This window comes from Rhodothalassium salexigens DSM 2132, assembly GCF_004341375.1.
GTDB classification, from domain to species: domain Bacteria; phylum Pseudomonadota; class Alphaproteobacteria; order Sphingomonadales; family Rhodothalassiaceae; genus Rhodothalassium; species Rhodothalassium salexigens.
Map to the genome: position 1 here is coordinate 48,403 of NZ_SLXO01000005.1, position 23,553 is coordinate 71,955.

Below are 23,553 nucleotides of genomic sequence, written 5' to 3' on the forward strand. Positions count from 1 at the left end.
GCGCGCCTCGTCCACCAGCCTTCAAGCCCCCCGGCCTTCAAGCCCCGACCTTCAAGCTAAGGGCCGCGTCATGCTATGGCCTCACAGATCGGCTCTTCTGTCTTGAGCCTTCGCTGACCGGGACCGACCATGGCCGACACCGCCCCGCCGTTGCCGCCCCGCCCGCCGCGCCGCCCTGCCCGGCGCCGCCTGGCGGTTGCCGCCCTGACCCTCGCCGCGCTCGGCGGTGGCGGTGCCATCGGGCTCTGGGCCGGCGGGCCGCCGCTGGCCGGCTTCCTGGCCCAACGCGCGCTCCACGACGCGGGCTTCGAGCACGTGACGCTGCAAGGCGTCGGCTGGGCACCGCGGCCCTGGGCCGAGGGCCTGGGCCTGCGCATCGCACGGGCAGAACTGGGCGCGCCCACGCCGGCGCTCACCGTCACCGACCTGACCCTGCGCGCCACCGCCGCGAGCCTGGCCGCCGGCGATCTGGCCCATGTTCACGCGCGCACCATCGCCGCCGCATTATGGCCCCAAGGCCCCGACGCCGCATTGCTGCCGGGCTTCACGCCGCCGCCGCGCGACCCGGCAGCCGCCCCCGCCGCCCTGCCCTGGCCGGTCGAGACCCTGACCGTCGACCGGGTGACGGCGACCGCTGGCGTCGGCGCACCGGCCGCCCGGCTCGCCCTGAACGCGGTGCGGGTCCGGCGCGGCGACACCGGCCTGCGCGTTGCCGCCGAGCGCGCCGCGCTCGACCAGGGCGACCGGCGGCTGGCCGGCGCGCTGGCCGGAACGGTGGCGCTGAGCCCTGCCCCCGCCGCCGACCTCGCCTGGGAGATCGCCACCGCCGAGGCCGCCGGCCGGGCCTGGGCGCCGTTGCGCCTGACCGCCACCGCCCAGCCCCAAGGCGCCACCCTGCGCCTGACCGCCAGCCCCCGAAGCCCCGCCCAAGGCACGCTGACCGCGCGCTGGTCGCCCGCCGCCCGCCCCCAGGGCGACGCCCTGAGCGACGGGGGGGATGAGGGCGACGGGGGCGCCCCGAGCGACGGGAGCGCCCTGGACCGCCTCACCGTCGCCGGGCGCTGGGCGCTGCCGCTGGCCGCCCTCGCCGCCGCCCTGCCCGACCCCATGCCGGCCAACAGCCAAGGGCGCGCGACCGTCGAGTTTGACGGCCGGCTCGACCTGGGGCCCGCACCGACGCTCGACGCCCGCGCGACGCTGACCGCCGAGGCCGTGGCGATCCCCGACCGGGTCACCGCCGCCGACGCCCGGTGGGTGCTGCGGGCCAGCGGGCCGCTCGACCGGCTGAGCCTTCGAGCGCCCGAACCGCTGACCGTGCGCCTGACCCCGGCACCGGCGCTCTGGCCCGCGATCCTGGCCGACCGGGCACCGGCGCCGCTGCGCGTCACCGTGGCCGACCTCGCCGCCACGCTCGGACCCGACGGCCTCGACGCCAGCGCCCGGCTCGACGCCAGCGTCGACGCGCTCGGCCGGGCCAGCGCCCGGACCCAGTGGACCGTGCGCCGCCAAGGCGACGGTGCGCGCCTGACCCTCGACGCCCGGTCGCTCGACGCGCGCACCGAGCCCGTCGCCCTCGCCCTTGGTGACGCCCAGGGGGATGCCCGGGAGCTGCGGGCGGCGCTCGACGCGCTTTCGGGCCGGTTGTCGGCGGCACTGGACACGGGCGGGCGGCTCACGGGCGCCTTCGAGGGCAGCGTTCGCGCGCGCGCCGACGCCACCTTAGGCGACGCCACCCTGACCGGCGCCAGCGCGCGCTGGTCGGGGCGCCTGACACTGGACGAAGACGCCATCCTCGCAGCCCTGCCGGACGCCTGCCTGGCGCTCGGGCTCGACAGCATCGCCGTGGGCGGCCAGCGACTGAGCATCTCGGCCCTGCCCTGCCTCGCCGCGGCAACGGACGATGACGGTGCTGCTCGACCGCTGGCCCGCTATGACCTGGGTGCGCGACGCCTGACCCTGGCGCTTGAGAGCCCGGCCACCGACACCACCGCCCGGCTGACGCCGGCACCAGGCGACGCCGGGGGGCGCGAGATCGCCGGCACCTGGCCGCGCCTGACCCTGGACGCCGAGGCCGGCGCCGCCCCCGGCGACCTCGACGCCACGCTTGGGTTTGGCGACGGCGCGCTGACCCTGACCGACCCCGGCCTGCGCGCGCAGGGCATCGAGGGCCGCGCGACGGTCGCCCAAGGCCGCCTGCGCCACGCCCGGCTCGACATCATCGACCTGTTGAGCACCGCCGAGCCGGCGCTGTGGGCGCCGCTGACCCTGACCGCGAGCGCAGCGCCCGCCGCCGACACGCCCGCCCCCGACACGCCCGCCGATACGCCGGCCGACGCACCGGGGCCTCTGGCGCTGTCGGCGCGGCTGAGCGATCTGTTCGGTGTCTTCGTCGCCGAGTTGACCGGCCGCCACGACCCGGCCTCGGGCACCGGCCGGGCGCAGATCGCGCTGGCGCCGATCGAGTTCATGGCCGGGGTCGCGGAATTGGCCGACCTGTCGCCCCTGGCCGCCACCGTCGCCGGCGACCTCGCCGGTCGGGTGGCGGGCGACGCCCACCTGGCCTGGACCGGCGCGGGGCTGAGCGACAGCGGCGGCACGCTCCGCGTCGAGGGGCTCGACGCCACGGTCGCCGGCAGCCCGGTCAAGGGCATCGCCACGCGCTTCGCCCTCGACGGCCTGGTGCCGCCCACCACGCCCGAACCGCAGAGCGTCACGCTCGACCTGCTCGACATGGGCGCACCGTTCACCGACGGTCTGGTCCGCCTCGACCTGCGGCCCGACGGCACCGTGCGGGTCACCGATGCGCGCTTCCGGCTCGCCGGCGGCACGCTCCGGGCCGACCCATTCATCGTCGATACAGCGGACCCCGGTACCATCAAGGCGACGCTCGCCGCCGACGGCGTGTCATTGGGACAGTTGTTCCAGGTCGCCGGCATCGACGGGCTGGCCGGCGACGGCACGCTTGAAGGCCGGCTGCCGGTGCGGCTGGGGCGCGACGGCATCGGCGTCGACGACGGCGTTTTGCAGGCTGCCACCACCGGCGTTCTGCGCTACGTTCCCGACCAGCCGCCAGCATTTTTGCAGGGCGACGATGTGAGGACCCGGATGTTGCGACAGGCGTTGCAGAATTTTCACTATGACACGCTCTCGCTGACGCTGGCGGGCGACAGCCTGGCGCGCCAGGTGTTGACCCTGTCGGCGGCCGGCAACAATCCCGACTTCCTCGACGGTCACCCGGTGGAACTCAATGTCAGCCTCAACGGCCCGCTGGTCAGCGCGGTGGAAAGCGCCGCGCGCACGGGCCAGTCACTGCGCCGCCTCTACGAGCAACAGCAACAGCAACAACAGCAAGACCGCCAGCGAGACCCGGATGGCCCGCCCGAGCGCGGCCACCCGCAACAGGAGAACCGCCCATGATCCGCCCCACCCCCGCCCGGTTCCGGCCGGGTCGCCGCCACACCGCGTTGGCAGCGGCCGGCGCCAGCGCCCTGCTGGCCGCCGCGTGCACGCCGTCGGTCAAGCTCCAGGCGCCCGACGAGCCGATCCGCTTCGACGTCAACGTCAATATCACCGAGCAGAAGCGCCTCGAAATCGACAAGGAACTGCTGGATCTGATCAAACAGAACCCGGCGCTGTTTGGGGTCGACCCGGCGGACCTGCCCGAGCCGGCCGCCAGCGAGCCCAACAAGACCCCGACTTCAGGGAGATAAGACCATGCGCACCATGATCCGCCCGGCACTTGCCGCCGCAGCCCTCACGTTCGCCGGCGCCATCCCCGGCAACCCCTTGGCCCCGCTCATGGGCGAGCCCGCCCCGGGGGCAGCCCAGGCGCAGCAGTCTCAGTTGGCGCAGGCCAAGGCACAAGGCCAGGTGGGCGAGAAGCCCGACGGTCTGGTCGGCGCCGTATCGAGCAATCCGAGCCCGGCGATCCAGCGCCTGGTTGACACCATCAACCAGCAACGCCTGGCCGAGTATCGCCGCATCGCCGCCGATACCAACACGCCGCTCAGCGCCGTGCAGGCGCGCGCCGGCCGGCAACTAATCGCCAGCCTGCCCAAGGGCCAGTACTTCCAGGACGCCGCCGGCCGCTGGCGCAAGAAATAGCCCCCGCCGCCCCCGACGGTCCGAGCCGGCCGACCAGGCTTGCCCCCAGACTGTCGTTGCGAGCCGCGGTCAGGCGGCGCGGCCATCCATGGGCGCCGGCGCCCAAGTGACCGCACGGCCCGATCTGCCCCCCGGGGCCGGGGGCGATTGGATGGCGTCGCGGCACTTGGCTCCTGACGGACCGGCGCAAGCGCACCGCGCGCCGGCGGCGGATCAGCGGTTGTTTTTGCCGGCGTTACAATCGCTGTCCGGGGCCGGTTGCGGCGTGAAGGCCGGCGGGTCGCTGGCCGGGAAGGTCTCTTCCAACGCCTCGTCGACCGGGTCGACCTCGTCCTCGGGCGTCTTGTGGCCGGGGTCGGGCTGGTTTCGGTCGCGCTCTGACATCATCGGATCTCCTGTGCTTAAGGCCATGCCGCACAGATCGCCCCGACCGCCCCGCTGATCAAGGCCGCCGGGCCGGGCTGTCCCGGTCCGGCGGCGGCTTGGGCGCTGACCGGCGGCGCTATTCCACGCTGCCCTGGGGCGCGGCGGCGGCGCCGGCGAGGATGCCGCCGTCCACGTGCAATTCGGTACCGGTCATGTAGGCGGCCTCGTCCGAGGCCAGATAGAGCACCGCGCCCGCCACATCCTCGGGCGTGCCCATATGGCCCAACGGAATGCCGCGTTCGATCTGCGCCACCCGGGCGTCGCGATTGCCGTCGCGCCCCAGCATGGCGTCCCAGATCGGCGTCATGATCGCCGCCGGCGCCACCGCGTTGCAGCGGATATTGTAGTTCTGCCCCGCGCAGTAGAGGGCGACCGAGCGGGTGTGGTTCAAGATCGCCGCCTTGCTCGACGCATAGGCGACCGCTGCGGGAATGCCCACCAGCCCCGAGCGCGACGACATGTTGACGATGCTGCCGCCGCCGGTCTTCTTCATCGACCGGATCGCGTGCTTGCAGCCCAGGAACAGCCCATCGAGATTGATCCGGTGCACATGGCACCACTCTTCGAGCGTGGTGTTCTCCGGGTCCTGCGGGCCGCTGTGTTCGGCCAGACCGGTGATGCCGGCATTGTTGACCAGGATGTCGAGCTTGCCCGCCAGCCGCTCCACCTGGGCGATCACCGCCTGCCACTGATCCTCGTCGCAGACGTTCAGGTGCAGGAACGTGGCGCGCGCGCCCAGATGCTCGGCCAGCGCGCCGCCTTCTTCGGCGTCGATATCGGCCAGGAACACCGTCGCGCCATTGTCCAAAAACCGTTCGCAGATTGCACGTCCGATGCCGCGCACCGCGCCGGTCACCAGGGCGACCTTACCAGCCAGACGAGTCATTATATCTCCTTTCAACGCCAGGATGAGGTGGCGCCCTCCCCTAATGATATGAATCCGGCCTGTCTACGCCCCAACACGCGAGCGCAAGCCCCGAAATGCGCCGAAAACAGCGCTACCGGCCGCAGGCTGCGACAATTTGTTGACACAAAATCGTCGCGGCTACGGAAACCTGCTATTGCAATTAACTCTCCCTTAAACGGCAAATCTTTACCGTCTCGCCATCCAATCAGTCAGGGTGGCAACAAATGTTCAATCACCTTCGCGTTGGCGCAAAGATGGCGCTTCTGGCCGGTGTCACCACCGCCTTCGTGGCGCTGGTTTCGTGGCTTGGCATCCGCGGGGTGAGCGACACCGGCGATCTGTTCAAGAGCTACCGGGCAACCGCCCGCGCGCAGATGTTGGTCGCCGATATGGCCGAAGATTTCATGCAAGCACGGCTGGCGGCGCTGAAGTTCCGGCTCGGGCTCGGCACCGGATTCGCCGACGAGGTCACGGCCAACCTGGCCGAGATCGACGCCATGCGCGGGCAGATCGCCACCATCGTGAAGGACCCCGAGACCGCCCGCCTGCTCGAGCGATTGAGCGACACCAGCACCACCTACGGACAGGTGTTCGGCGCCCTGACCGCCATCACCCCATCGCCCGCCACCGGCCCGGACCGAACGGCCAAGGCCACGGCCTTGGCCGAGCGGCTCGACACCATCGGCCCCACACTGGCGGACGATCTGGATCAGCTTCAAAACCGGCTTCAGGCCGCCCAGGATCGGCTGGGTCCGGCAGGCGAAGCCCAGGTCGGGGCCACACGCCGGCGGATCATCTGGCTATCGCTGGCGTCGGTGCTGTTGGGTACCGGCATTTCCGGTGGCTTGTCGCTGAACATCAGCCGACCGGTGAAGGCAATCGCTTTTGCCATGCGCCAACTCAGCGACAACGAAACCGCCGACGTGGCAATCCCCGGTCAGAGCCGCCGTGACGAACTGGGGGACATGGCCCGGGCCCTGACCGGGTTTCGGGCCGCCCTGGCCGAGAAACGCCGGGCCGAGCGCCAACAGGCCGAAGTGGAGCGCCAACGCAGCGCCGAAGCCCGCCGCCACGAACAGGCCGAGCGCGCACGCGAGGAGCAGGACCGCCAACGCACCGCCGACGCCGAGCGCCAACGCCAGGACGCATCCCGAGCGCTGCGCGCGGACATTGCCAACCAGTTCCACACCGATATCGCCACCGTCGTCGGCGCGGTCTCGGACAAGGCCGCCCAGGTGGACACCGCGGCCGCCCAACTCCTTGACTTGGCGACGCATACCGGCCAAGCGGCTCAGGACGCCATGGTCTCGGTGGACCAGACCAGCGGGGCGGCGCGCGAGGTGGCCAAGGCAACCGACAGCATGCGAGCCTCGGTCCAGGATGTGGAAAGCCAGGTGGAACGCGCCGCCGCCCTGGCCCGCGACGCCGTCGACCGCTCCGAGACCACGTCCGAGACCATGACCGGCTTGGCCGAGGCAGCACAGCGGATCGGCGATGTGGTCGACCTGATCGCCGACATTGCCGCGCAGACCAACCTGCTGGCGCTCAATGCGACCATCGAGGCGGCCCGTGCCGGCGCGGTCGGCAAGGGCTTCGCCGTGGTGGCGGCAGAGGTCAAGTCGCTGGCCACACAGACGGCGCGCGCCACCGACGACATCGCGGCCTTGATCACCTCGGTTCAAGGGGCCACCGGCGAGGCCGTCGAGGCCATCGGCGGCGTCACGCGGACGATCAACGATCTGGGCGCGGTCTCGACCACCGTCGCCGCGGCGGTGCAGGAACAGGGTCGTGCCACCGAGCGGATCGTCCGTTCGGTGGCCGAGATCGCCGACGGCACCGACCATCTGGCCCGGCTGATCCGCTCGGTCAACGAGGCTGCCGAGCCGACGCGCAGCCATGCCGCCGATGTGGGCGAGGCCGCGCGCACCCTGCAAACCCAGTCGTCCCGGCTCCGCGCGCAGTCGGACACCTTCGTCGCCCAGTTGCAGTCGGCCTGACCCGCTATCGCGAAAACGTGTACAGCGGCCCCAAAAACCTGATAGAAGCCCGGGCTTTGGTAAGGAACAGACGGGTACCCCATGGCCGATGATCGCGACCCTCAAATCAACCCGCCGGTTTTTTTCGTCTCGGCGGGGCTGATCCTGACCCTGGCCGGGCTGGGCGTGGCGTTCGGCGCCGATGCCGAACCGGTGCTGACCCACGCGCTCGACTGGATTACCGACACCTTCGGTTGGTTCTACCTGCTGTCGGTCGCCGGCTTTCTGGTTTTCGTGCTCTACCTGGGCATGTCGCGCCACGGTCATATTCGATTGGGCCCCGACAATTCGGAGCCCGAATATGGCCACCTGTCCTGGTTCGCCATGCTGTTTTCCGCCGGCATGGGGATCGGGCTGTTGTTCTTTGGCGTCGCCGAGCCGGTCATGCACTTCGTCGAACCGCCCGAAGGGGCGGGCGGCACGGTGGACGCCGCGCGCGAAGCCATGAAGCTGACCTTCTTCCATTACGGCATCCACGCCTGGGCGATCTACATCGTGGTCGGCCTGTCGCTGGCCTATTTCGCGTTTCGCCACGACCTGCCGCTGACCATCCGGTCGGCGCTCTATCCGCTGCTCGGCAAGCGCATCCACGGCCGCATCGGCCACGCCGTCGACATCTTTGCCGTGCTCGGCACCATGTTCGGCGTCGCCACCTCGCTCGGCGTCGGGGTCATGCAGGTCAATGCCGGGCTCGCCCATCTGTTCGGCATTCCCGACAACACGACCATGCAGATCGTGCTGATCGCCGGCATCACCGGGCTGGCGACCATCTCGGTGGTCATGGGGCTGGACGGCGGCATCAAGCGGTTGAGCGAATTGAACCTGTTGTTCGCGCTCGGGCTGTTGCTGTTCGTGATGGTGGTCGGCCCGACCGAGTTCATCCTGCAGACCTTTGTCGAGAACACCGGCACCTATCTGTCCGACCTGGCCGACCTGACCTTCCAGCTCTACGCCTATGAACCCAATGACTGGGTCGGCGGCTGGACGCTGTTCTACTGGGGCTGGTGGATCGCCTGGTCGCCGTTCGTCGGCATGTTCATCGCCCGCATCAGCCGCGGCCGGACGATCCGCGAGTTCGTCATGGGTGTGCTGTTCGTGCCGGTGGGCTTTACCTTCCTGTGGCTGACGGTGTTCGGCGACACCGCGCTGTCGATCGAACTGTCGGGCAATGGCGGCGCGATTTCGGCGGCGGCGCGCGACAACATGCCAACCGCCATGTTCGTCATGCTGGAAGAATTACCGCTATCGTCGATCTCGGCCGGGCTATCGACGGCGCTGGTGATCACCTTTTTCGTCACCTCGTCGGACTCGGGCTCGCTGGTGATCGACATGATCACCTCGGGCGGCAGCGCCGAACCGCCGGTCTGGCAGCGCGTCTTCTGGGCGGTTTCGGAAGGCGTGGTGGCCGCCGCCCTGTTGCTCGCCGGCGGACTGGTGGCGTTGCAGAGCGCCGCTATCGGCTCGGCCCTGCCGTTCACGGTAGTGATCATCGCGATCTGCTTTTCGCTGCTCAAGGGGCTGCGTATGGAAGCGGCGGCCAAACGCGTGACCCGCTCGACGCCGCCGCGGGTGCCGATTTCGGGGGCGTCGGCCACCTGGCAGACCCGACTGCGCAACATCGTGCGCCATTACTCACGCGACGCGGTGGCGCGGTTCCTGGCCGACACCGCCCAGCCGGCGCTCGACGCGGTTGCCAAAGAGGTGCGCGCCAGCGGCATGACCGCCGACGTCACCCACACCGACGGCCGGGTGCGGCTTGACGTGCGCCACGGCGAACAAGACGATTTCGTCTACGAGATCCGCACCCGCGGCTATCGCACGCCGTCCTTCGCGTTCCCCGAAATGCCCAGTGGCGGCGGCACCAGCCGCCTGCACTACCGCGCCGAGGTCTATCTGCAGACCGGGCCCGAGCATTACGACGTGATGGGCTATTCGAAAGACCAGGTGATCGCCGACATTCTGTCGCAATACGACAAGCACATGCACGTGCTGCATCTGGCGGTTTAGCGCCCCGGGCGATCGCCGCCGCAGTTGGGGCGACGGCGGCACGCCACCCAGCGGGTGAGGTGCGGCGGCGACCCGGCGGCGCGGCGTTTGCCCCGGGGCTCGTTCGTTGGGCGGCTGGCGAACTGGCTCAAACCCGCTCGTCCTCCGACGCCAGCGGCAAGTCGATCCAGATGGTCGTGCCTTGGCCGGGGCGGCTCTTGATGCCCACATCGCCGCCGTGCATCTCCGCGGCGGCCTTGACGATGGCCAGACCGAGCCCGGTGCCTTGCTGCACCTGCCCCTGGCGCTGGCGGTCCTGGATAAAGGGCTCGAACACGTTTTCCTGTTGGTCGGGCGTGATGCCGATGCCCGAGTCCGCCACGCCGAGCGTCAAGGTATCGGCTTTGCGCCGGGCGAACACGCGAACCCAGCCGCCGGGCTCGGTGAACTTGATGGCGTTGCTGATCAGATTGCCCATCACCTGACGGATCAGCTTGGCATCCACGCACGCGGTCCCCAGATCGTCGTCATAGTCCTCCTCCAAGGTGACGTCGCCATCCTTTGCGGTGACCGCGAGCATCTCCACATGCTCCTCGATCAGCGGCACGATCGGCTGATCGGTAAGATTGGGATCGTATCGACCGGACTCGATCCGCGACATCTCCAACAGATCGTTGATGATCGCCAGAAGGTGACTGCCCGAGCGGTGAATGTTGTCGGCATAGTCGCGATAGGGGGCAGCCAGGTCGCGGTTTAGCGCGTCGTCCTTGAGGATCTCGGCAAAGCCGAGAATGGCGTTGAGCGGCGTGCGCAATTCGTGGCTCATCTGGGCCAGGAACTGGCTCTTTGCCGCACGGTCGGACTCGGCCTTGAGATAGGCCTGTTCCAACTGGTCATTGAGCCGGTGCAAATCCTCGGTACGCTTGCGAATGCGCTCCTCAAGCGTCGCGTTCACGGTGGCCAGTTGTTTTTCGGCCTGCTCGCGCTCGGCGATCTCGCGCAACAGCCGGGCGTTGGTGGCCTCAAGGGTATGAACGCTGGGCACCGAAAGCACACGCGGCAGGAACGGCCAAATCATCGTCGCGGTCATCACCGAGGCGACGGCACACAACGCCTTGAAGCTGGCGGCCAGAGCGTAATAGGGCTCCCACAAGGTCACCACCGACATCACATGGGTGATCCCACAGGTGATGATGAACACTGCGAACAACCAGAGATACCGCCGCCCGCCCAAATCCGGGCGCCGGAGCGCAATCACCAGCAGCGCCGCCGGAATGGCGAAATAGGACGCGGCGATCAGCCCGTCGGACGTGACGGTCATGGCCAGCAGCCATGGGTCCCAGATCAGACAGTAGCCATGCGGCGCAAAACCCGATGTGTCGAACAGCCAATCGATGAAGTCCATTCACACAAATTCCTTGATGCGACACGGGAAACTGATCGTCAAGAAAACCACCGGTCGCGTTACCATGAAGTAAATCAACGCCAGGATTAAGGAAAAAGCTGCCCGTTGAATGACATCTTCCAGGTGCTTTTATCATTTTATTGCCACCAATCGAAGCGTGTCCGGCCCGATAGGGGACAGATCGCCCGCCACATGCCGTCATGTGCCGTCATGCCTGCGGCGGCGAGGCCGGCGCCAGGAGCGGACACGCGCGGGCATGAGAGCAAAGAACGCCAAGCGCCGTGGAGCGGCCGGTGACCGGACCGCGCCGACGCACGACGCCAGCACGGCGCACAGGCGGCGAGGAGATCTGGGAGGAAGCGACGAGGACAGGGGTGGGGTGGTAGCGGAGGAGGGACTTGAACCCCCGACACATGGATTATGATTCCACTGCTCTAACCAGCTGAGCTACTCCGCCCCGATGGCCGGGCGGCGCGAACGCGCCCGCCTGAGACCCGGCCTAGTACCCAGTCGCCGCGGGCGCGTCAAGCCTTTCAAGAGAAAAAACCCCGCTCCCCTGAACCGCCCCCTCCTGTGCCGCCACGGGCTGAGGGAGCCACCGCGGGTTCTGAGTACCGCCGCGGGTTGGGCGCACGGGCGGCGCCGCCGGCCGGGCACACCGTCGCGGGCCCGCATCCCGCCCGGCCACCCGCCAGCCCGATCGCATCCCGCCCGATCAGAACCGGAACGTCACCACGGTGGGCACGGGCCGACCGCCGTCGGCAGCCGCAGCGTCAGCGGGACGCCGGCGCACCCGTTCGGCCGGGAACACCAGATGGGCGCGCGCCCCACCGCGGTCGGCTGCGGTCAAGGTCAGACGCCCGCCATGATGGGCCATGAGCGCCGCTGCGAGAGACAATCCGATGTGCAACGCCCCGGCGCGGTGCCGGTCGTCCAGGTCCAAATCGGCCGCCCCTCCCGTACCAACCGGGCCAACCGGGCCAACCGGGCCACGGGGGCCGCCGGTGCGCGCCAGGTCGCGCGCGACGTCCGCCAGGCCGACACCATCGAGGGTTTGCGCCGCCGCCGCTTCCTCGGCGGTCGGTGCCGCACCGGTATCGTCGACGGTCAGCCACAGGCCGCCGGTGTCCGGACCGGACTCGACCAGACCACCGACCACGGTCACCCGCCCCGACGCCCCGCAGGCGATCACCGCCCGTTCCAGAAGCTTATCAAGCACGGTGCGCAGCGCCCGTCGGTCGACGCGCACCAACAGATCGTCCGCCACATCCACCGGTGCCACCTCGACCCCCGGACCCGGGCGCGCGGCGCCGTCGATCGCGCGCGCGACCATTCGGTGCATCTCGACGGTTTCTTCCCGCCCCTCGAAGGCGCCGGCACGCACGCGCGACAGTTCCAAGACATCGTTGACCATGGTCAACAAACTGCGCCCATTGTCGACGATCAGGTCGGCGAACTCGCCGGTCTGGTCATCGGGCATACCGCCCCGGGCGCGGTCGCGCAGCACCTCGGCGAAACCGATGATCGCGTTGAGCGGCGTGCGCAACTCGTGGCTCATCAGCGACAGAAAATGCGATTTGAGCTGGCTGGCCGCCGCCGCGGCGTCGCGCGCCTCACGCAAGGCCGCCTCGCTGTCCTTGAGTTGAGTGACGTCGCCATGCACCTCGACGATGCCGCCGCGACTAGTCCGCCGAACCGACGATTGCAGCCAGCGCCCAGGCCCGTGGGCGCGACACCGGCTGCCCTCGAACGGCGCGGGCGCGACCGGATCGCCGGGGAAGAACTGCCGGTGCAGGCGGTTGCGCACCACGGTGCGGCCCTGCCGGTCGTAGACCGCAAATGCCTTGGAACTGCACTCCAGCGCATCGACCAGATTGCTGTGCGCGGTCTGCGCCCGATCGGTGGCGCGGATCATCTGCACGAAGGTCTCGAAGCCCGATCGGGCGGCCAACACGAGCCCCGCCGTGAACACCAGCAACGCCGCGGTGATCGGCAGATGGGTGCTACCGGGCTCGCTTACCAGACGCACGAACACCGGGCCGAGGGCGGTCACCAGAAACGCGTTGGTGACCATCGGCAGCGGCGCGGCGAGCGCGACCACGCCGGCACAGGTGCCGCCGAGGAACAGGATCAGCATCAACTGCCCCGCCAGGTCTCCGGCCGGGAACAAAAACGCAACCCCCAGACCCCAGATGGCCCCGATCACCAGCGACCAGACCATGGCGCGGTTGAGCGGCCGCGCAGTGATGACCAGCGGCAACGCCTTGTGCCGGTTGCGTACATAAAGCCAAAGCTGGTGGCCGCTAACGCCGACGATGGCCAGCGCCCACAGCGCTAACGGTTCCGCCGGCACCCGGCCCCACAACAGCCACAAAAGCAGGCAGGCATTGATCGCGTTGGCCAGCGAGAACAGCGGAATCTGCTCAACCAGGTGGATGAACTGGCGGTTGCGGAGCATGTCGGCCAAATCGCCCAGCTCCGGCCGGTTGCCGGTCCAGCGCGCGCGCAGCCCCGAACCAAGTCGAAGGATTGCCCGCGTCAGCATCCACCACCCCCTCAGCTACGCCGCTCAATGGGGTACCTTAAAGCTTTTTACATGCTCTTAGAAGAGGTAAATATCCCGCCCCGCCGTCGGCCCAGGTGCACCCGCCGGCCAGCGGAACCGCCGCCCCCCCGATAGCGCCGCCGGCGCCGGGCTCGATCAGGCGGCGCGCATGGCGTAGGCGCTTTCCGCGCGGGTGATCCAGCCGCCGCCCAAGACCCGTTCGCCGTCAAAGAACACCACCGCCTGACCCGGCGACACACCCGCCTCGGGGCGGTCGAAGGTGACCGTGGCACCGGTGCCGGTCAGCACCACGCGCGCCGGCACCGGCTCGGCGGTGTTGCGGATCTTGACCGTCACCGCGCGCCCCTCGGGCCCCGGCGGCTCGGCCAGCCAGTTCACTTCCTTGGCGTCGAGTCCGGCGGCCAGCAAGGCCTCCTTGGGGCCGACCACGACCCGCCGGGTGTCGGGCTCCAGGCGCACCACATAGACCGGCTCGCCCTCGCCGCCGACGCCCAGGCCCCGGCGCTGGCCGATGGTGTAGTGGATGATGCCCTGGTGGCTGCCCAGCCGTCGGCCGTCCACATGGACGATATCGCCCGGCTCGGCGGCGCCGGGACGCAGGCCCTCGATCACCCGGGCATAGTCGCCATTGGGCACGAAACAGATGTCCTGGCTGTCGGGCTTGTCGGCCACCGGCAGGCCCATGGCGTCGGCCAATTGCCGGACCCGGTCCTTTTCCAGCCCGCCCAGGGGAAAGCGCAGGAAATCGAGCTGCTGGGCGGTGGTGGCGAACAGGAAATAGGCCTGGTCGCGGTTGCGGTCGGTGCCGCGCAGCAACTGCCGGCCGTCCGGCCCCGGCACGCACTGCACATAGTGGCCGGTGGCCAGACAATCGGCGCCCAGGTCGCGCGCGGTGCCCAACAGGTCGCGAAACTTCACCGTCTGATTGCAGCGCACGCACGGGATCGGGGTTTCGCCGCGAATATAGCTGTCGGCAAAATCGTCGACCACCGACTGGCGGAACCGGCTTTCATAGTCCAGCACATAGTGCGGGATGCCCAGCCGCTCGGCGACCCGGCGGGCGTCGTGAATGTCCTGGCCCGCGCAGCAGGCGCCCTTCTTCTGCACCGCCGCGCCGTGGTCATAGAGTTGCAGAGTGATGCCGATCACCTCGAAGCCGAGCGCGTGCAACAGCCCCGCGGTCACCGAACTGTCGACGCCGCCCGACATGGCGACGACCACGCGGGTGTCACCGGGCGCGCGGTCGAACCCCAGCGCATTGGGTGTGCCCGGCGTCCAGGCCGGGAACAGATCGGACAGGTCATCGGCGGTCATCATAATGCCCGTCATGTAAGGCACCGGTCCTTCAAGCTCAAGAGAAGGATGCCGACGGACCGCCTTCGCTCGGCTGCCCGGTCCCGCACCACCGCTCGGCATCGGCAAATCCGACCCGGCAAGCTCCGCCACCGGCGCCGGGAGCAATCCGGCCGGCACGCCCGAACCGATTGCGCCGAGACCGGAAAACCGCGCCCTCCCAAACGACGAGCGGGCAAACGGCACTTGGCCCGCCTTTTGCTTCAGTGCGGTCGAGCGATTGTATGCGAGGCACCGAGATGAACCCGTTTTTGTCCGCCATCGGCGGCACCCACAGCGCCCCTGCCAGCACCTTCGCGCCTGGAGCGAGCACCGGGCGGCCGGACGCCGGGTCGGCCAAGGCGCTCGGCGCGGCGCCGGTGTTCCGGGTCGTCGACCCCGCCCTGGTCGAGGCCCGAACCGGCGCAGGTCAGCCCGCCGAGCGCCCAGCCGCCGACACCGCCAACCGGGCCGATCTGCCGACCGGTCTGCGCAGTGCCTTCGACGCGTTCTGCCTCGCCTCGACGAGACAGAACGATCCGCAGGGGCTCACCCGCGCGTTGGCCCAGGCCGACGGCGTCAATCTGCTAAATGACGAAGAAGTCAAGCAAGTCCTGGCCGATATGGGCTTGCCGACCAGCCTTGCCGACCAGATTACCATGGTCGAGATCCCACCCGCCAACCCCGGCGACCCCGCCAGCGTCGGCATTCTGATGCTGCCCGAGACCGCCCAGGCCCTGGGGCTCGACGCCGGACACATGATCGTCGCCCGGATTGCGCCCGACCGCGCGGCAGCGAGCGCGGACGCCACCGATCAAGCCACCATGGGGCCGGCCACCGGGCAAGCCGCCAAGACAGCCCGAACCGATGCGGCGGCCGACGCGACCCGTAGCGACACAGCCCGCGCCGAAGCGCGCGAGGCGCACGGCCAGGTCGGCCGGACGCCCGAGCCGCTGGCAGGCGCCGGCACCGGCGCGGCCTCGGACAGCAAGTTGACCTTTTTGGGCAGCCTGATCGCGTCGGCCGCCGGACGCGGCGATGCCGGTCACGGCGCTGCATTCGCAGGCACAAGTCCGACCGGCGCGGGGATCGCGGACCTTACGGCTACCGGCAGCGGCGGCGCGTTGTTGAGCGGCTCGGACGCCCAGGCGCTGCGCATCGGCCTCGACGGCTTGACAGCCGGCGGGGGCGACGCCGCGCTCAAGCGCTTGCTGGGCGGCGGCGACCCGTTGGGACCGGCACAAACCGCCGGCGCTAGCGGCGAAGCGGACGCGCAGCGGCTGCGCCAGACCATCGCCGACCTGATGTTCACGCCGCCGCGCCCGGTCGTCCGGGCGGTGCCGACCCAGGGCGGACAAACCGGTGGCCAGGCCGGCGGTCAAGGCTACGGCCAAGGGCAAGGGGCCGCGGTCCGGTCGCTGACCGGCGCCGTGCAGGGCGACGGCGCCCAGGGCGCCCAGTCGATCACCGGCATGACCGCCCAACAGGCCCAGGCCGGCGCCGGCGTGCTCAATGCCCTGGCGCGTGGCGGCACACCCGCGCGCTACGACCGCCAGGGCGGTCGGGCACCTGCCTCCGACCAGACCGCGGTTCAGGTACAGCGCGCGGTCGCCGAAGGCCAGACCCGCTTCACCGTTCAGTTGCAGCCGGCCGAGTTGGGCCGGGTGGCGGTGCGGCTTGAATTCGACCAGGGCCGCGTGCGCGCCAATGTGACGGCCGACCGTCGCGAGACCCTGGATCTGCTTCAGCGCGATGCCCGATCGCTGGAGCGCGCCCTGCAGGATGCGGGGCTGGAGACCAATGGCGACAGCCTGGAATTCACGCTGTCGGACGACGCCAACACCGCCCTCGAAACCGCCCTTGGCCGGCGCGAGAACCGCGCCGGCTGGCCGGGACCGGGCGGTGCCGCGCGCCAGAACGGCGCCGACGCGGAGCCGATGACCGGTCATGTGATCGACGTTCGCGACTTCATCGACCCGCGCATCGCCAACGGCGTGGACATCACGGTTTAACGAGAGGACAGCGCCATGACCGCCATCGACAGCACCCAAAGTGCCGCCGCCCAGGCCACCGCTGCGGCCAACGGCCAGGGGTCGTCCACCTCGGGGATCGGCTTCGCTCAGGATTTCGACACCTTCCTGACCATCCTGACCACGCAGTTGCAGCAGCAAGACCCGACCGCGCCCATGGACAGCAACCAGTTCACCCAGCAACTGGTGCAATTCGCCGGCGTCGAACAGGACATCCGGGCCAACGACTATCTCGAAGAGATCAGCACCAAGCTGGGCGGCAACCAGGCGTTTTCCGCCGTCGGCTTCCTCGGCAACGAAGCCAAGATCGCCGGCGATACCGGGCGTTTGGACGCCACCGACGACGGCATCCGGTTCAGCTACCGCCTGCCCGAACAGGCCCGCGAGACCGAGCTTGAAGTGCTCGACGCCGACGGTCGGGTGGTGTTCGACACCGAGGGCAAGACCGGCATCGGCGAACACGATCTGTTCTTCCCGGCGCTGGACAAGAACGGCGACCGCCATCCGCCCGGCGCCTACACCCTGCGCGTCAAGGCCGAAGCCGCCGACGGCGGCGGCGATGTGACGCCGAGCCTGTTCGTCACCGATCAGGTGACCGCGGTCGACACCAGCGGCACCGACCCGAAGCTGTCGATCGGCGGCCGCAGCGTCGACATGGCCGACGTGCTGGCCCTGTCGACCCCGCGCACGACGCCCGTGGCGGCGCCCTGAACCAACCCGTTTCGCCGCTCCGGCACAGCCGCCGGGCCGGCCCCATGATGACCGAACCATGACCGACACCGCCTTGAACTAGGAGAATCCCATGGCCTTTGCAGCTTTGACGACCGGCGTCAGCGGTGTGTCCGCCTTCAGCGAGGGCGTCAACATCGTCTCGGACAATATCGCCAACGTGAATTCGGTGGGCTACAAGCGCTCGGAAGGCACGTTCGCATCGCTCATCAACGACGGCACGCGCACGACCAGCTACAACCCCGGCGGGGTGTCGATCTCGGCGCGGCGCTATGTGGACCAGCAGGGCCTGCCGGAGCCGACCCAGCGTTCCACCGACGTGGCCATCCGCGGCAGCGGCTTTTTCGTGGTGCGCGACAATATCGCCACCGACAACAGCTCGATCGAGTTCACCCGCGCCGGCAATTTCGTGCCCGACGTGAACGGCAATCTGGTCAATACCTCGGGCAAGACGCTGTTGGGCATCCCGCTCGACGCCGACGGCAACCTGACCGCCAGCCCGACCGACACCAACAGCTACCAGCCGATCAACACCCAGGCGATCGCCGGCACCGCCGACCCGACCCAGACCTCGACCCTGTTCGGCAACCTGCCCGCCAACCCCACCGGCGGCTCGCTGGCCGCAGCCATCGGCCAGATCGCCGACGGCACGGTCACCGCCCAAGAGACCACCACGGTGTCGATCTTCGACGGCCAGGGCAACCAGACGCTGGTCGACGTCGGCTTCGTCCAGACCGGCGCCGACGAATACCGCATCGAGGCGGTCGCCCAGGACCCCAGCCTGCTCGACGCCACGGCGCACCCCAACGGCCTGTTGTTCTCGGCCACGGCGCGCTTCAACGCCGACGGCACGCTGCAAGAGTTGGTCACGGACTCGGTGGCCGCCGGTGGTGCGCAGACCACACCGGGCACCACCGTCAACACGCCGGGCGACCTGGCCAGCATCGGTGTCGACGTCACCTATGCGGCCAGCGGTAACACCCAGACCGTCGATTTCGGCGTCGGCACCATCGCCAGCCCCGACGGCCTGAACCAGAACGACGCCCTGTTCAGCGTGCTCGACAACACCGACGGCGCCGTGTTCGGCGAAGTGATCGGCGTCGATATCCGTGAAGACGGCACGGTCACCGCCAATTTCGACAATGGCGTCAGCCGCGATATCTTCCAGGTGCCGCTGGCCACCTTCAACAACCCCAATGGGCTGACCGCCGACGACGGCGGCGTGTTCCGGCAGAATGCCGAAAGCGGCAACGCCCAGTTCTCGATCGCCGGGCGCGGCGGCAGCGGCACCTTGAAATCCGGCGCGGTCGAAAAGTCGACCGTCGACCTGGCCCAGGAGTTTTCCGACCTGATCGTCAACCAGCGCGGTTTCTCGGCCAATGCCCGGGTTATTTCAACCTCGGACGAGATCTTGCAGGAATTGACCAACATCATCTAGGCTCAGGCGCCTTGAAGGTTTCCGGTGCGGCGCGCAAAACCGCCGCACCGGCCCTCGTTTAACCGGCATTAACCAAGGCGTTTAGGGCTTTGTTAAAATCGGGGTCAGTACCTTGCATCCGGTAAGGAGAGACCCGAGCATGAATGACACGCCTGAGTATGTTGTCGGTCCGACGGGCGAGCCCATGACGCGGGACGACTTGCCGCCGCCAAGCACCAAGCGCTGGGTGATCCGGCGCAAGGCGGAGGTGGTCGCCGCGGTGCGCGGTGGGCTGATCACCCTCGAAGAGGCATGCCGGCGCTATTCGCTCTCGGTCGAAGAGTTTCTTTCCTGGCAGCAGGCCATCGACCGCAACGGTCTGCCCGGCCTGCGCGTCACCCGGGCCCAGGAGTACCGCAGCGGCTCGGGCGAAGACGACCCCCACCCGATCTGAGGCCGCCCCGTGCCGCCCGGCCGCCGGCCGCACCCGACCCGGCCGGCCCACCGACCATCCTCCCGCGGGCGCTGCCACCTGCTCCGGCAAAGTTGCGAACCGTTTGAGCTAAATAGGCAATTTCTGCCCACCTTTAACCGTCTCTTTACACAAGCCCTCTAGCGTGGCTGCCAACGTCGGGCCGTCAGCGGCTCGCGGGAATGTCCCCTCCGGCCGCGGAGTTGTCCGTTGGAGCGCTTATCCGACCTTTTGGCACAGATCGGCATCGGCCGTCTGGTGACCGGCATCGCCACCGTCATCGCGGTGTTCACCGGCATTTTTCTGTTCGCCACTCAGTTTTCCGAGACGCCCATGGGGCTGCTCTACACCGATCTGGAACTGTCCCAGAGCCAGCAGATCGTCCAGGAACTCGACGCCCAGGGGGTCAATTACGAACTGCGAAACGGCGGCACCACGGTCATGGTGCCGCGCGACCGGGTCGACAATCTGCGCGTGGCGCTCGCCGGCCAGGGTCTGGCCGGGCCAATGGGCTACGAGATCATCGACGAATCCCAAGGTCTCGGCACCACCTCGTTCGTGCAAAACATCAACCGCCTGCGCGCCCTTGAAGGCGAGATCACCCGCACGCTGATGGCCATGAACCAGGTCGCCGGCGCGCGCGTGCACATCGTGCTGCCCGAACGCGAACTGTTCAGCCGCGACGAACAGACCGCCTCGGCCTCGGTGGTGCTGAAAACCCGCGGTGCGCTCGAACGCCCGCAGGTGCGCGCGATCCAGAACATCATCGCCGGCGCGGTGCCGCAGCTCAAGCCGACCCGCATCTCGATCGTCGACCAGAACGGCGAACTGCTGGCCGAGGGCGAGCCCCAGGACCCCACCACCATGATGATGGGGTCGATGGAAGAGCGCCGGCTGGCCATGGAAACCCAACTGCGCCGCAAGATCGAACAGCAGCTCGAACGGGTGGTCGGGCGCGACCGGGTGCGCGCCGAGGTCGCCATCGACCTGGACATGACCCGCACCACCCAGGCCGAGCGCATCGTCGACCCCAACACCCAGGTGGCGCGGTCGTCCTCGATCACCGAGGAAACCACCAACTCCAACGAACCGCTGGAAAGCGTATCGGTGGCGGAGAACCTGCCGGAAAACGAAGGCAACGGCGCCTCGGCATCGATCACCGAAAGCTCCGAGCGGTTGGTGGAGACCTCCAACTTCGAGTTCTCCACCACCGAGCGCACCCGGGTGCGCGAGCCGGGCGAGGTCGACCGCATCACCGCCTCGGTGCTGGTGGACGGCAAGCGCGGCACCGACGCCGAGGGCAACGCCACCTACAGCGACCGCACGGCGGAGGAGTTACAGGCGCTCGAACGGCTGGTGCAATCGGCGATCGGCTACAACCCCGAACGCGGCGATACCGTCGACGTGGTCAACATGGAATTCGCCCAGCCCGAACGGGTGGCGCCCGAACTGCCCACCGACACCATCATGGGCTTCGCGCAACGCAATCTGGTGCCGCTGATCCAGACCGTGCTGATCGCGGTGGTCTTCTTCGTCATCTTCTTCACCATCGTGCTGCCGTTGGTGCGCAAGCTGATCGAGAGCTGGCCGGCGCAGGGTGACGAGGCGATGGCCACCGGCGGGGCACTGGAAGCCGCGCCTGGCGCGCCGCGGCTGGCCGCGCCGGCCGCCGGCGCCGGTCTGAGCAGTGCCGAACTGGCGGCGCGCGCCGCATCCGGCGACGAAGAGGCGCTGGCCGCCTTCCAGCAGGCGCAAGGCGGCGGCGAGACCCTGCCGTCGACCGAAACCCGCGGCATCGAATCGCAGATCGACGTGGCCCAGATCGAGGGCCGCGTGCAGGAATCGGCCCTCAAAAAGGTCGGCGACATCGTCCAGAACCACCCCGAGGAATCCGCCGCCATCGTCCGCAACTGGATCTATGGCGAGTAGGGCCGGCACGACGTGGCAGGGGAGATGAACCTGATGAAACATCCCGAACTGGCGAAGATGTCCGGCCCGCACAAGGCCGCCGCCTTCATGCTGGCGATCGGCGAAGATTATGGTCGGCCGATCTGGGAACAGCTCTCCGACGACGAGGTCAAAGAGCTGTCCCAGGCCATGGCCAGCCTTGGTTCGGTGAATTCCAAGGTGGTCGAGAAACTGTTCATCGAGTTCACCAGCGGCGTGTCCACCACCGGCAGCCTGCAGGGCTCGTTCGACAGCACCGAGCGGCTGCTGCGCAAGATCCTGCCGCCCGACCGGGTGTCTTCGGTGATGGAGGAGATCCGCGGGCCGGCCGGGCGCACCATGTGGGACAAGCTCGGCAATGTGAACGAGGTGGTGCTGGCCAACTATCTGAAGAACGAATACCCCCAGACCGTCGCCGTGGTGCTGCAAAAGATCCGCCCCGAACATGCCTCGCGGGTTCTCGGCGTGCTGCCCGAGGATTTCGCCATGGAGGTGGTGATGCGCATGTTGCGCATGGAATCGGTGCAAAAGGACATCCTCGACAAGGTCGAACAGACCCTGCGCATCGAGTTCATGAACAATCTGGCGCGCACCAGCCAGCGCGACAGCCACGAGACCATCGCCGAGATCTTCAACTATCTGGACCGGTCGACCGAGACCCGGTTCCTGACCGCGCTCGAAGACCGCAACCGCGAGTCCGCCGAAAAGGTGCGCGCGCTGATGTTCACCTTCGAGGATCTGGGCGAGTTGGACCCGCAAAGCGTGCAGACCCTGCTGCGCAACGTGGACAAGGACCGCCTGGCGATCGCGCTCAAGGGCGCATCGGACGGCGTGCGCGACCTGTTCTTCTCGAACATGTCCGAGCGCGCGGCAAAGATCCTGCGCGAGGACATGGAGGCCATGGGTCCGGTGCGCCTGCGCGACGTGGACGAGGCACAAGTGGAAATGGTGAACAAGGCGAAGGATCTGGCCGAGACCGGCGAGATCATCCTGGCCGACAACAAGGGCGAGGACGAACTTGTCTATTAAGGTCACCGCCGAACCGGTCAAATTCACCTTCGACGAGCGCTTCGGCGAGGCGCCGGCGGAGGAGGAGGTCGACCACGCCGCCGCCGAGATCGACCGCCTGCGCCGGCAGGTCGACGAGGCGCACCGGTCGGGCTATGCTGAGGGTCTGGAGGCCGGCCGCGGCGAAGGCCAGCAGGCCGCCGTGTCGGGGCTGGAAGCCCAGATCGCCCAAACCGTCGACGCGGTGTCGCGCGCGCTGGCCCATCTGCTGCACCAGCACGCCCAGGTGGTCGAGCGGCTGGAAATGGGCGCTGTGCAGTTGGGCCACCGTCTGGCCCGCGCCATGGCGCCCGCCGCCCTGGAACGCTTCGCCGATGCCGCGGTCGAGGATGTGCTGACCCAGGCGGTGCGCGACGCGCGCGACGCGCCGGCCCTGACTCTGTTCGTCGCCCCCGATCTGGTCGAGCCGGTGCGCGAGCGCCTGAGCGACGTGATCGAGGGCCTTGGCTATACCGGTCAGGTCAGCCTGGCCGGCGACGGCACACTCGCCACCGGCGACGCCCGGGTCGAATGGCACAATGGCGGCGCCGAGTTCAGCAGCGACCGGCTGGCCAAGGCGGTCGACGACGCCGTCCACAGCCTGCTCCGCTCGATCGACGGGGCCGATGACCAGGGGCCGGTCACCGGCCACAGCGCCGCCGACGCCCCGGCCGCCGACGGCGCGCCTGGCGACACCACCACCCCGGACGGCACCTCCGCCGGCCGGCCAGACAAGACCTGAACGGGAGACCGGGGCCGATGGCGAACAATGACGAGACCGGTGGTCAGGACATGGACCTGGAAGAGATGGAGACCACCACCCAGGGCAGCAGCCAGGGGCTGGGGCCGTCCGAAGAGGGCCAGCGCGTGGCCCAGGACCTGGAACCGGTCTACGACGTGCCGGTCAAGGTGCAGGCGGTGCTCGGCAAGTCGCGCCTGGAAATCAGCCAGTTGCTCAAGCTCGGTCCGGGCGCGGTGCTGGAGCTGGACCGCAAGGTCGGCGAGGCGATCGACATCTATGTGAACGACCGCCTGGTGGCGCGCGGCGAGGTGGTGCTGGTCGAGGACCATCTGGGCGTCACCATGACCGAGATCATCAAGAGCGACCGGTCTTGACCGGACGCGGGCCAAGCAGGCGGGACGAAACCG

General features: G+C 69.0%; 18 protein-coding genes and 1 tRNA gene. 13 read left to right on the forward strand and 6 right to left on the reverse strand.

All coding sequences use genetic code 11. The features are described from left to right. Nucleotides 1–129: 129 nt before the first annotated feature. From EV659_RS08010 to EV659_RS08020, 3 genes are read left to right on the forward strand one after another with little or no spacing between them, the layout of a single operon-like run. A complete protein-coding gene (locus EV659_RS08010) occupies nucleotides 130–3,417 on the forward strand; it encodes an intermembrane phospholipid transport protein YdbH family protein (protein WP_132708359.1) in 3,288 nt (1,095 codons plus the stop codon). Beyond that, the gene (locus tag EV659_RS08015) at nucleotides 3,414–3,710 is read left to right on the forward strand and encodes a YnbE family lipoprotein (RefSeq protein ID WP_132708360.1); all 297 of its coding nucleotides are present in this window, start codon (nucleotides 3,414–3,416) and stop codon (nucleotides 3,708–3,710) included. Before EV659_RS08010 ends, EV659_RS08015 begins: the two co-directional genes overlap by 4 nt. Before the next feature lie 4 nt (nucleotides 3,711–3,714). Continuing rightward, a complete protein-coding gene (locus tag EV659_RS08020) occupies nucleotides 3,715–4,104 on the forward strand; it encodes a YdbL family probable chaperone protein (RefSeq protein WP_200287778.1) in 390 nt (129 codons plus the stop codon). 213 nt (nucleotides 4,105–4,317) lie between these two features. On the opposite strand, the gene EV659_RS14685 is transcribed toward EV659_RS08020, so the two are convergent. Together EV659_RS14685 and EV659_RS08025 are read right to left on the reverse strand one after the other, a co-directional pair. Further along, a complete protein-coding gene (locus EV659_RS14685) occupies nucleotides 4,318–4,491 on the reverse strand; it encodes a hypothetical protein (protein WP_165878789.1) in 174 nt (57 codons plus the stop codon). Nucleotides 4,492–4,606: 115 nt separating this feature from the next. Then, complete coding sequence (locus tag EV659_RS08025; RefSeq protein ID WP_132708361.1) at nucleotides 4,607–5,416, reverse strand: glucose 1-dehydrogenase; 810 nt, start codon at nucleotides 5,414–5,416, stop codon at nucleotides 4,607–4,609. A gap of 275 nt (nucleotides 5,417–5,691) precedes the next feature. On the opposite strand from EV659_RS08025, the gene EV659_RS08030 reads away from it, so the two are divergent. Beyond that, a complete protein-coding gene (locus EV659_RS08030) occupies nucleotides 5,692–7,434 on the forward strand; it encodes a methyl-accepting chemotaxis protein (protein WP_165878792.1) in 1,743 nt (580 codons plus the stop codon). Nucleotides 7,435–7,515: 81 nt separating this feature from the next. Next, a complete protein-coding gene (locus EV659_RS08035) occupies nucleotides 7,516–9,480 on the forward strand; it encodes a BCCT family transporter (RefSeq protein WP_132708363.1) in 1,965 nt (654 codons plus the stop codon). A gap of 127 nt (nucleotides 9,481–9,607) precedes the next feature. Here the strand turns inward: EV659_RS08035 and EV659_RS08040 are convergent, their stop codons facing one another. The 4 genes from EV659_RS08040 to mnmA form a co-directional block, all read right to left on the reverse strand. Beyond that, a complete protein-coding gene (locus tag EV659_RS08040) occupies nucleotides 9,608–10,864 on the reverse strand; it encodes a sensor histidine kinase (protein ID WP_132708364.1) in 1,257 nt (418 codons plus the stop codon). A 380-nt stretch (nucleotides 10,865–11,244) separates the two neighbouring features. After that, a tRNA-Met gene (locus EV659_RS08045) sits at nucleotides 11,245–11,321 on the reverse strand. A gap of 258 nt (nucleotides 11,322–11,579) precedes the next feature. Then, on the reverse strand, nucleotides 11,580–13,409 hold the full coding sequence (locus tag EV659_RS08050; RefSeq protein ID WP_132708365.1) for a sensor histidine kinase: 1,830 nt from the start codon (nucleotides 13,407–13,409) through the stop codon (nucleotides 11,580–11,582). A gap of 156 nt (nucleotides 13,410–13,565) precedes the next feature. After that, nucleotides 13,566–14,747 (reverse strand): tRNA 2-thiouridine(34) synthase MnmA, encoded by a 1,182-nt coding sequence (gene mnmA, locus EV659_RS08055; RefSeq protein WP_200287776.1) that lies wholly within the window; start codon nucleotides 14,745–14,747, stop codon nucleotides 13,566–13,568. A 260-nt stretch (nucleotides 14,748–15,007) separates the two neighbouring features. Between mnmA and EV659_RS08060 the strand changes: the two genes are divergently transcribed. The 8 genes from EV659_RS08060 to fliN all read left to right on the forward strand — a co-directional run bounded on the left by EV659_RS08060 (nucleotide 15,008) and on the right by fliN (nucleotide 23,520). Continuing rightward, entirely contained in the window at nucleotides 15,008–16,774 is a 1,767-nt protein-coding gene (locus EV659_RS08060; protein ID WP_132708366.1) for a flagellar hook-length control protein FliK, read from the forward strand. 15 nt (nucleotides 16,775–16,789) lie between these two features. After that, complete coding sequence (locus EV659_RS08065; protein ID WP_132708367.1) at nucleotides 16,790–17,503, forward strand: flagellar hook assembly protein FlgD; 714 nt, start codon at nucleotides 16,790–16,792, stop codon at nucleotides 17,501–17,503. Between the two features lie 91 nt (nucleotides 17,504–17,594). Further along, the gene (locus EV659_RS08070) at nucleotides 17,595–18,959 is read left to right on the forward strand and encodes a flagellar hook protein FlgE (protein WP_132708368.1); all 1,365 of its coding nucleotides are present in this window, start codon (nucleotides 17,595–17,597) and stop codon (nucleotides 18,957–18,959) included. 139 nt (nucleotides 18,960–19,098) lie between these two features. Further along, nucleotides 19,099–19,392: a CtrA inhibitor SciP gene (gene sciP / locus EV659_RS08075; RefSeq protein WP_132708369.1), complete on the forward strand. Its 294-nt coding sequence runs from the start codon at nucleotides 19,099–19,101 to the stop codon at nucleotides 19,390–19,392. A gap of 228 nt (nucleotides 19,393–19,620) precedes the next feature. Continuing rightward, nucleotides 19,621–21,339, forward strand: a complete 1,719-nt coding sequence (gene fliF, locus EV659_RS08080) for a flagellar basal-body MS-ring/collar protein FliF (protein WP_132708370.1) — start codon at nucleotides 19,621–19,623, stop codon at nucleotides 21,337–21,339. 33 nt (nucleotides 21,340–21,372) lie between these two features. After that, the gene (gene fliG / locus EV659_RS08085) at nucleotides 21,373–22,386 is read left to right on the forward strand and encodes a flagellar motor switch protein FliG (protein ID WP_200287773.1); all 1,014 of its coding nucleotides are present in this window, start codon (nucleotides 21,373–21,375) and stop codon (nucleotides 22,384–22,386) included. Further along, a complete protein-coding gene (locus tag EV659_RS08090) occupies nucleotides 22,376–23,146 on the forward strand; it encodes a FliH/SctL family protein (RefSeq protein ID WP_165878793.1) in 771 nt (256 codons plus the stop codon). The genes fliG and EV659_RS08090 overlap by 11 nt, the downstream gene beginning before the upstream one ends. Nucleotides 23,147–23,211: 65 nt before the next feature. Beyond that, entirely contained in the window at nucleotides 23,212–23,520 is a 309-nt protein-coding gene (fliN, locus tag EV659_RS08095) for a flagellar motor switch protein FliN (protein WP_420877598.1), read from the forward strand. Nucleotides 23,521–23,553: the final 33 nt, after the last annotated feature.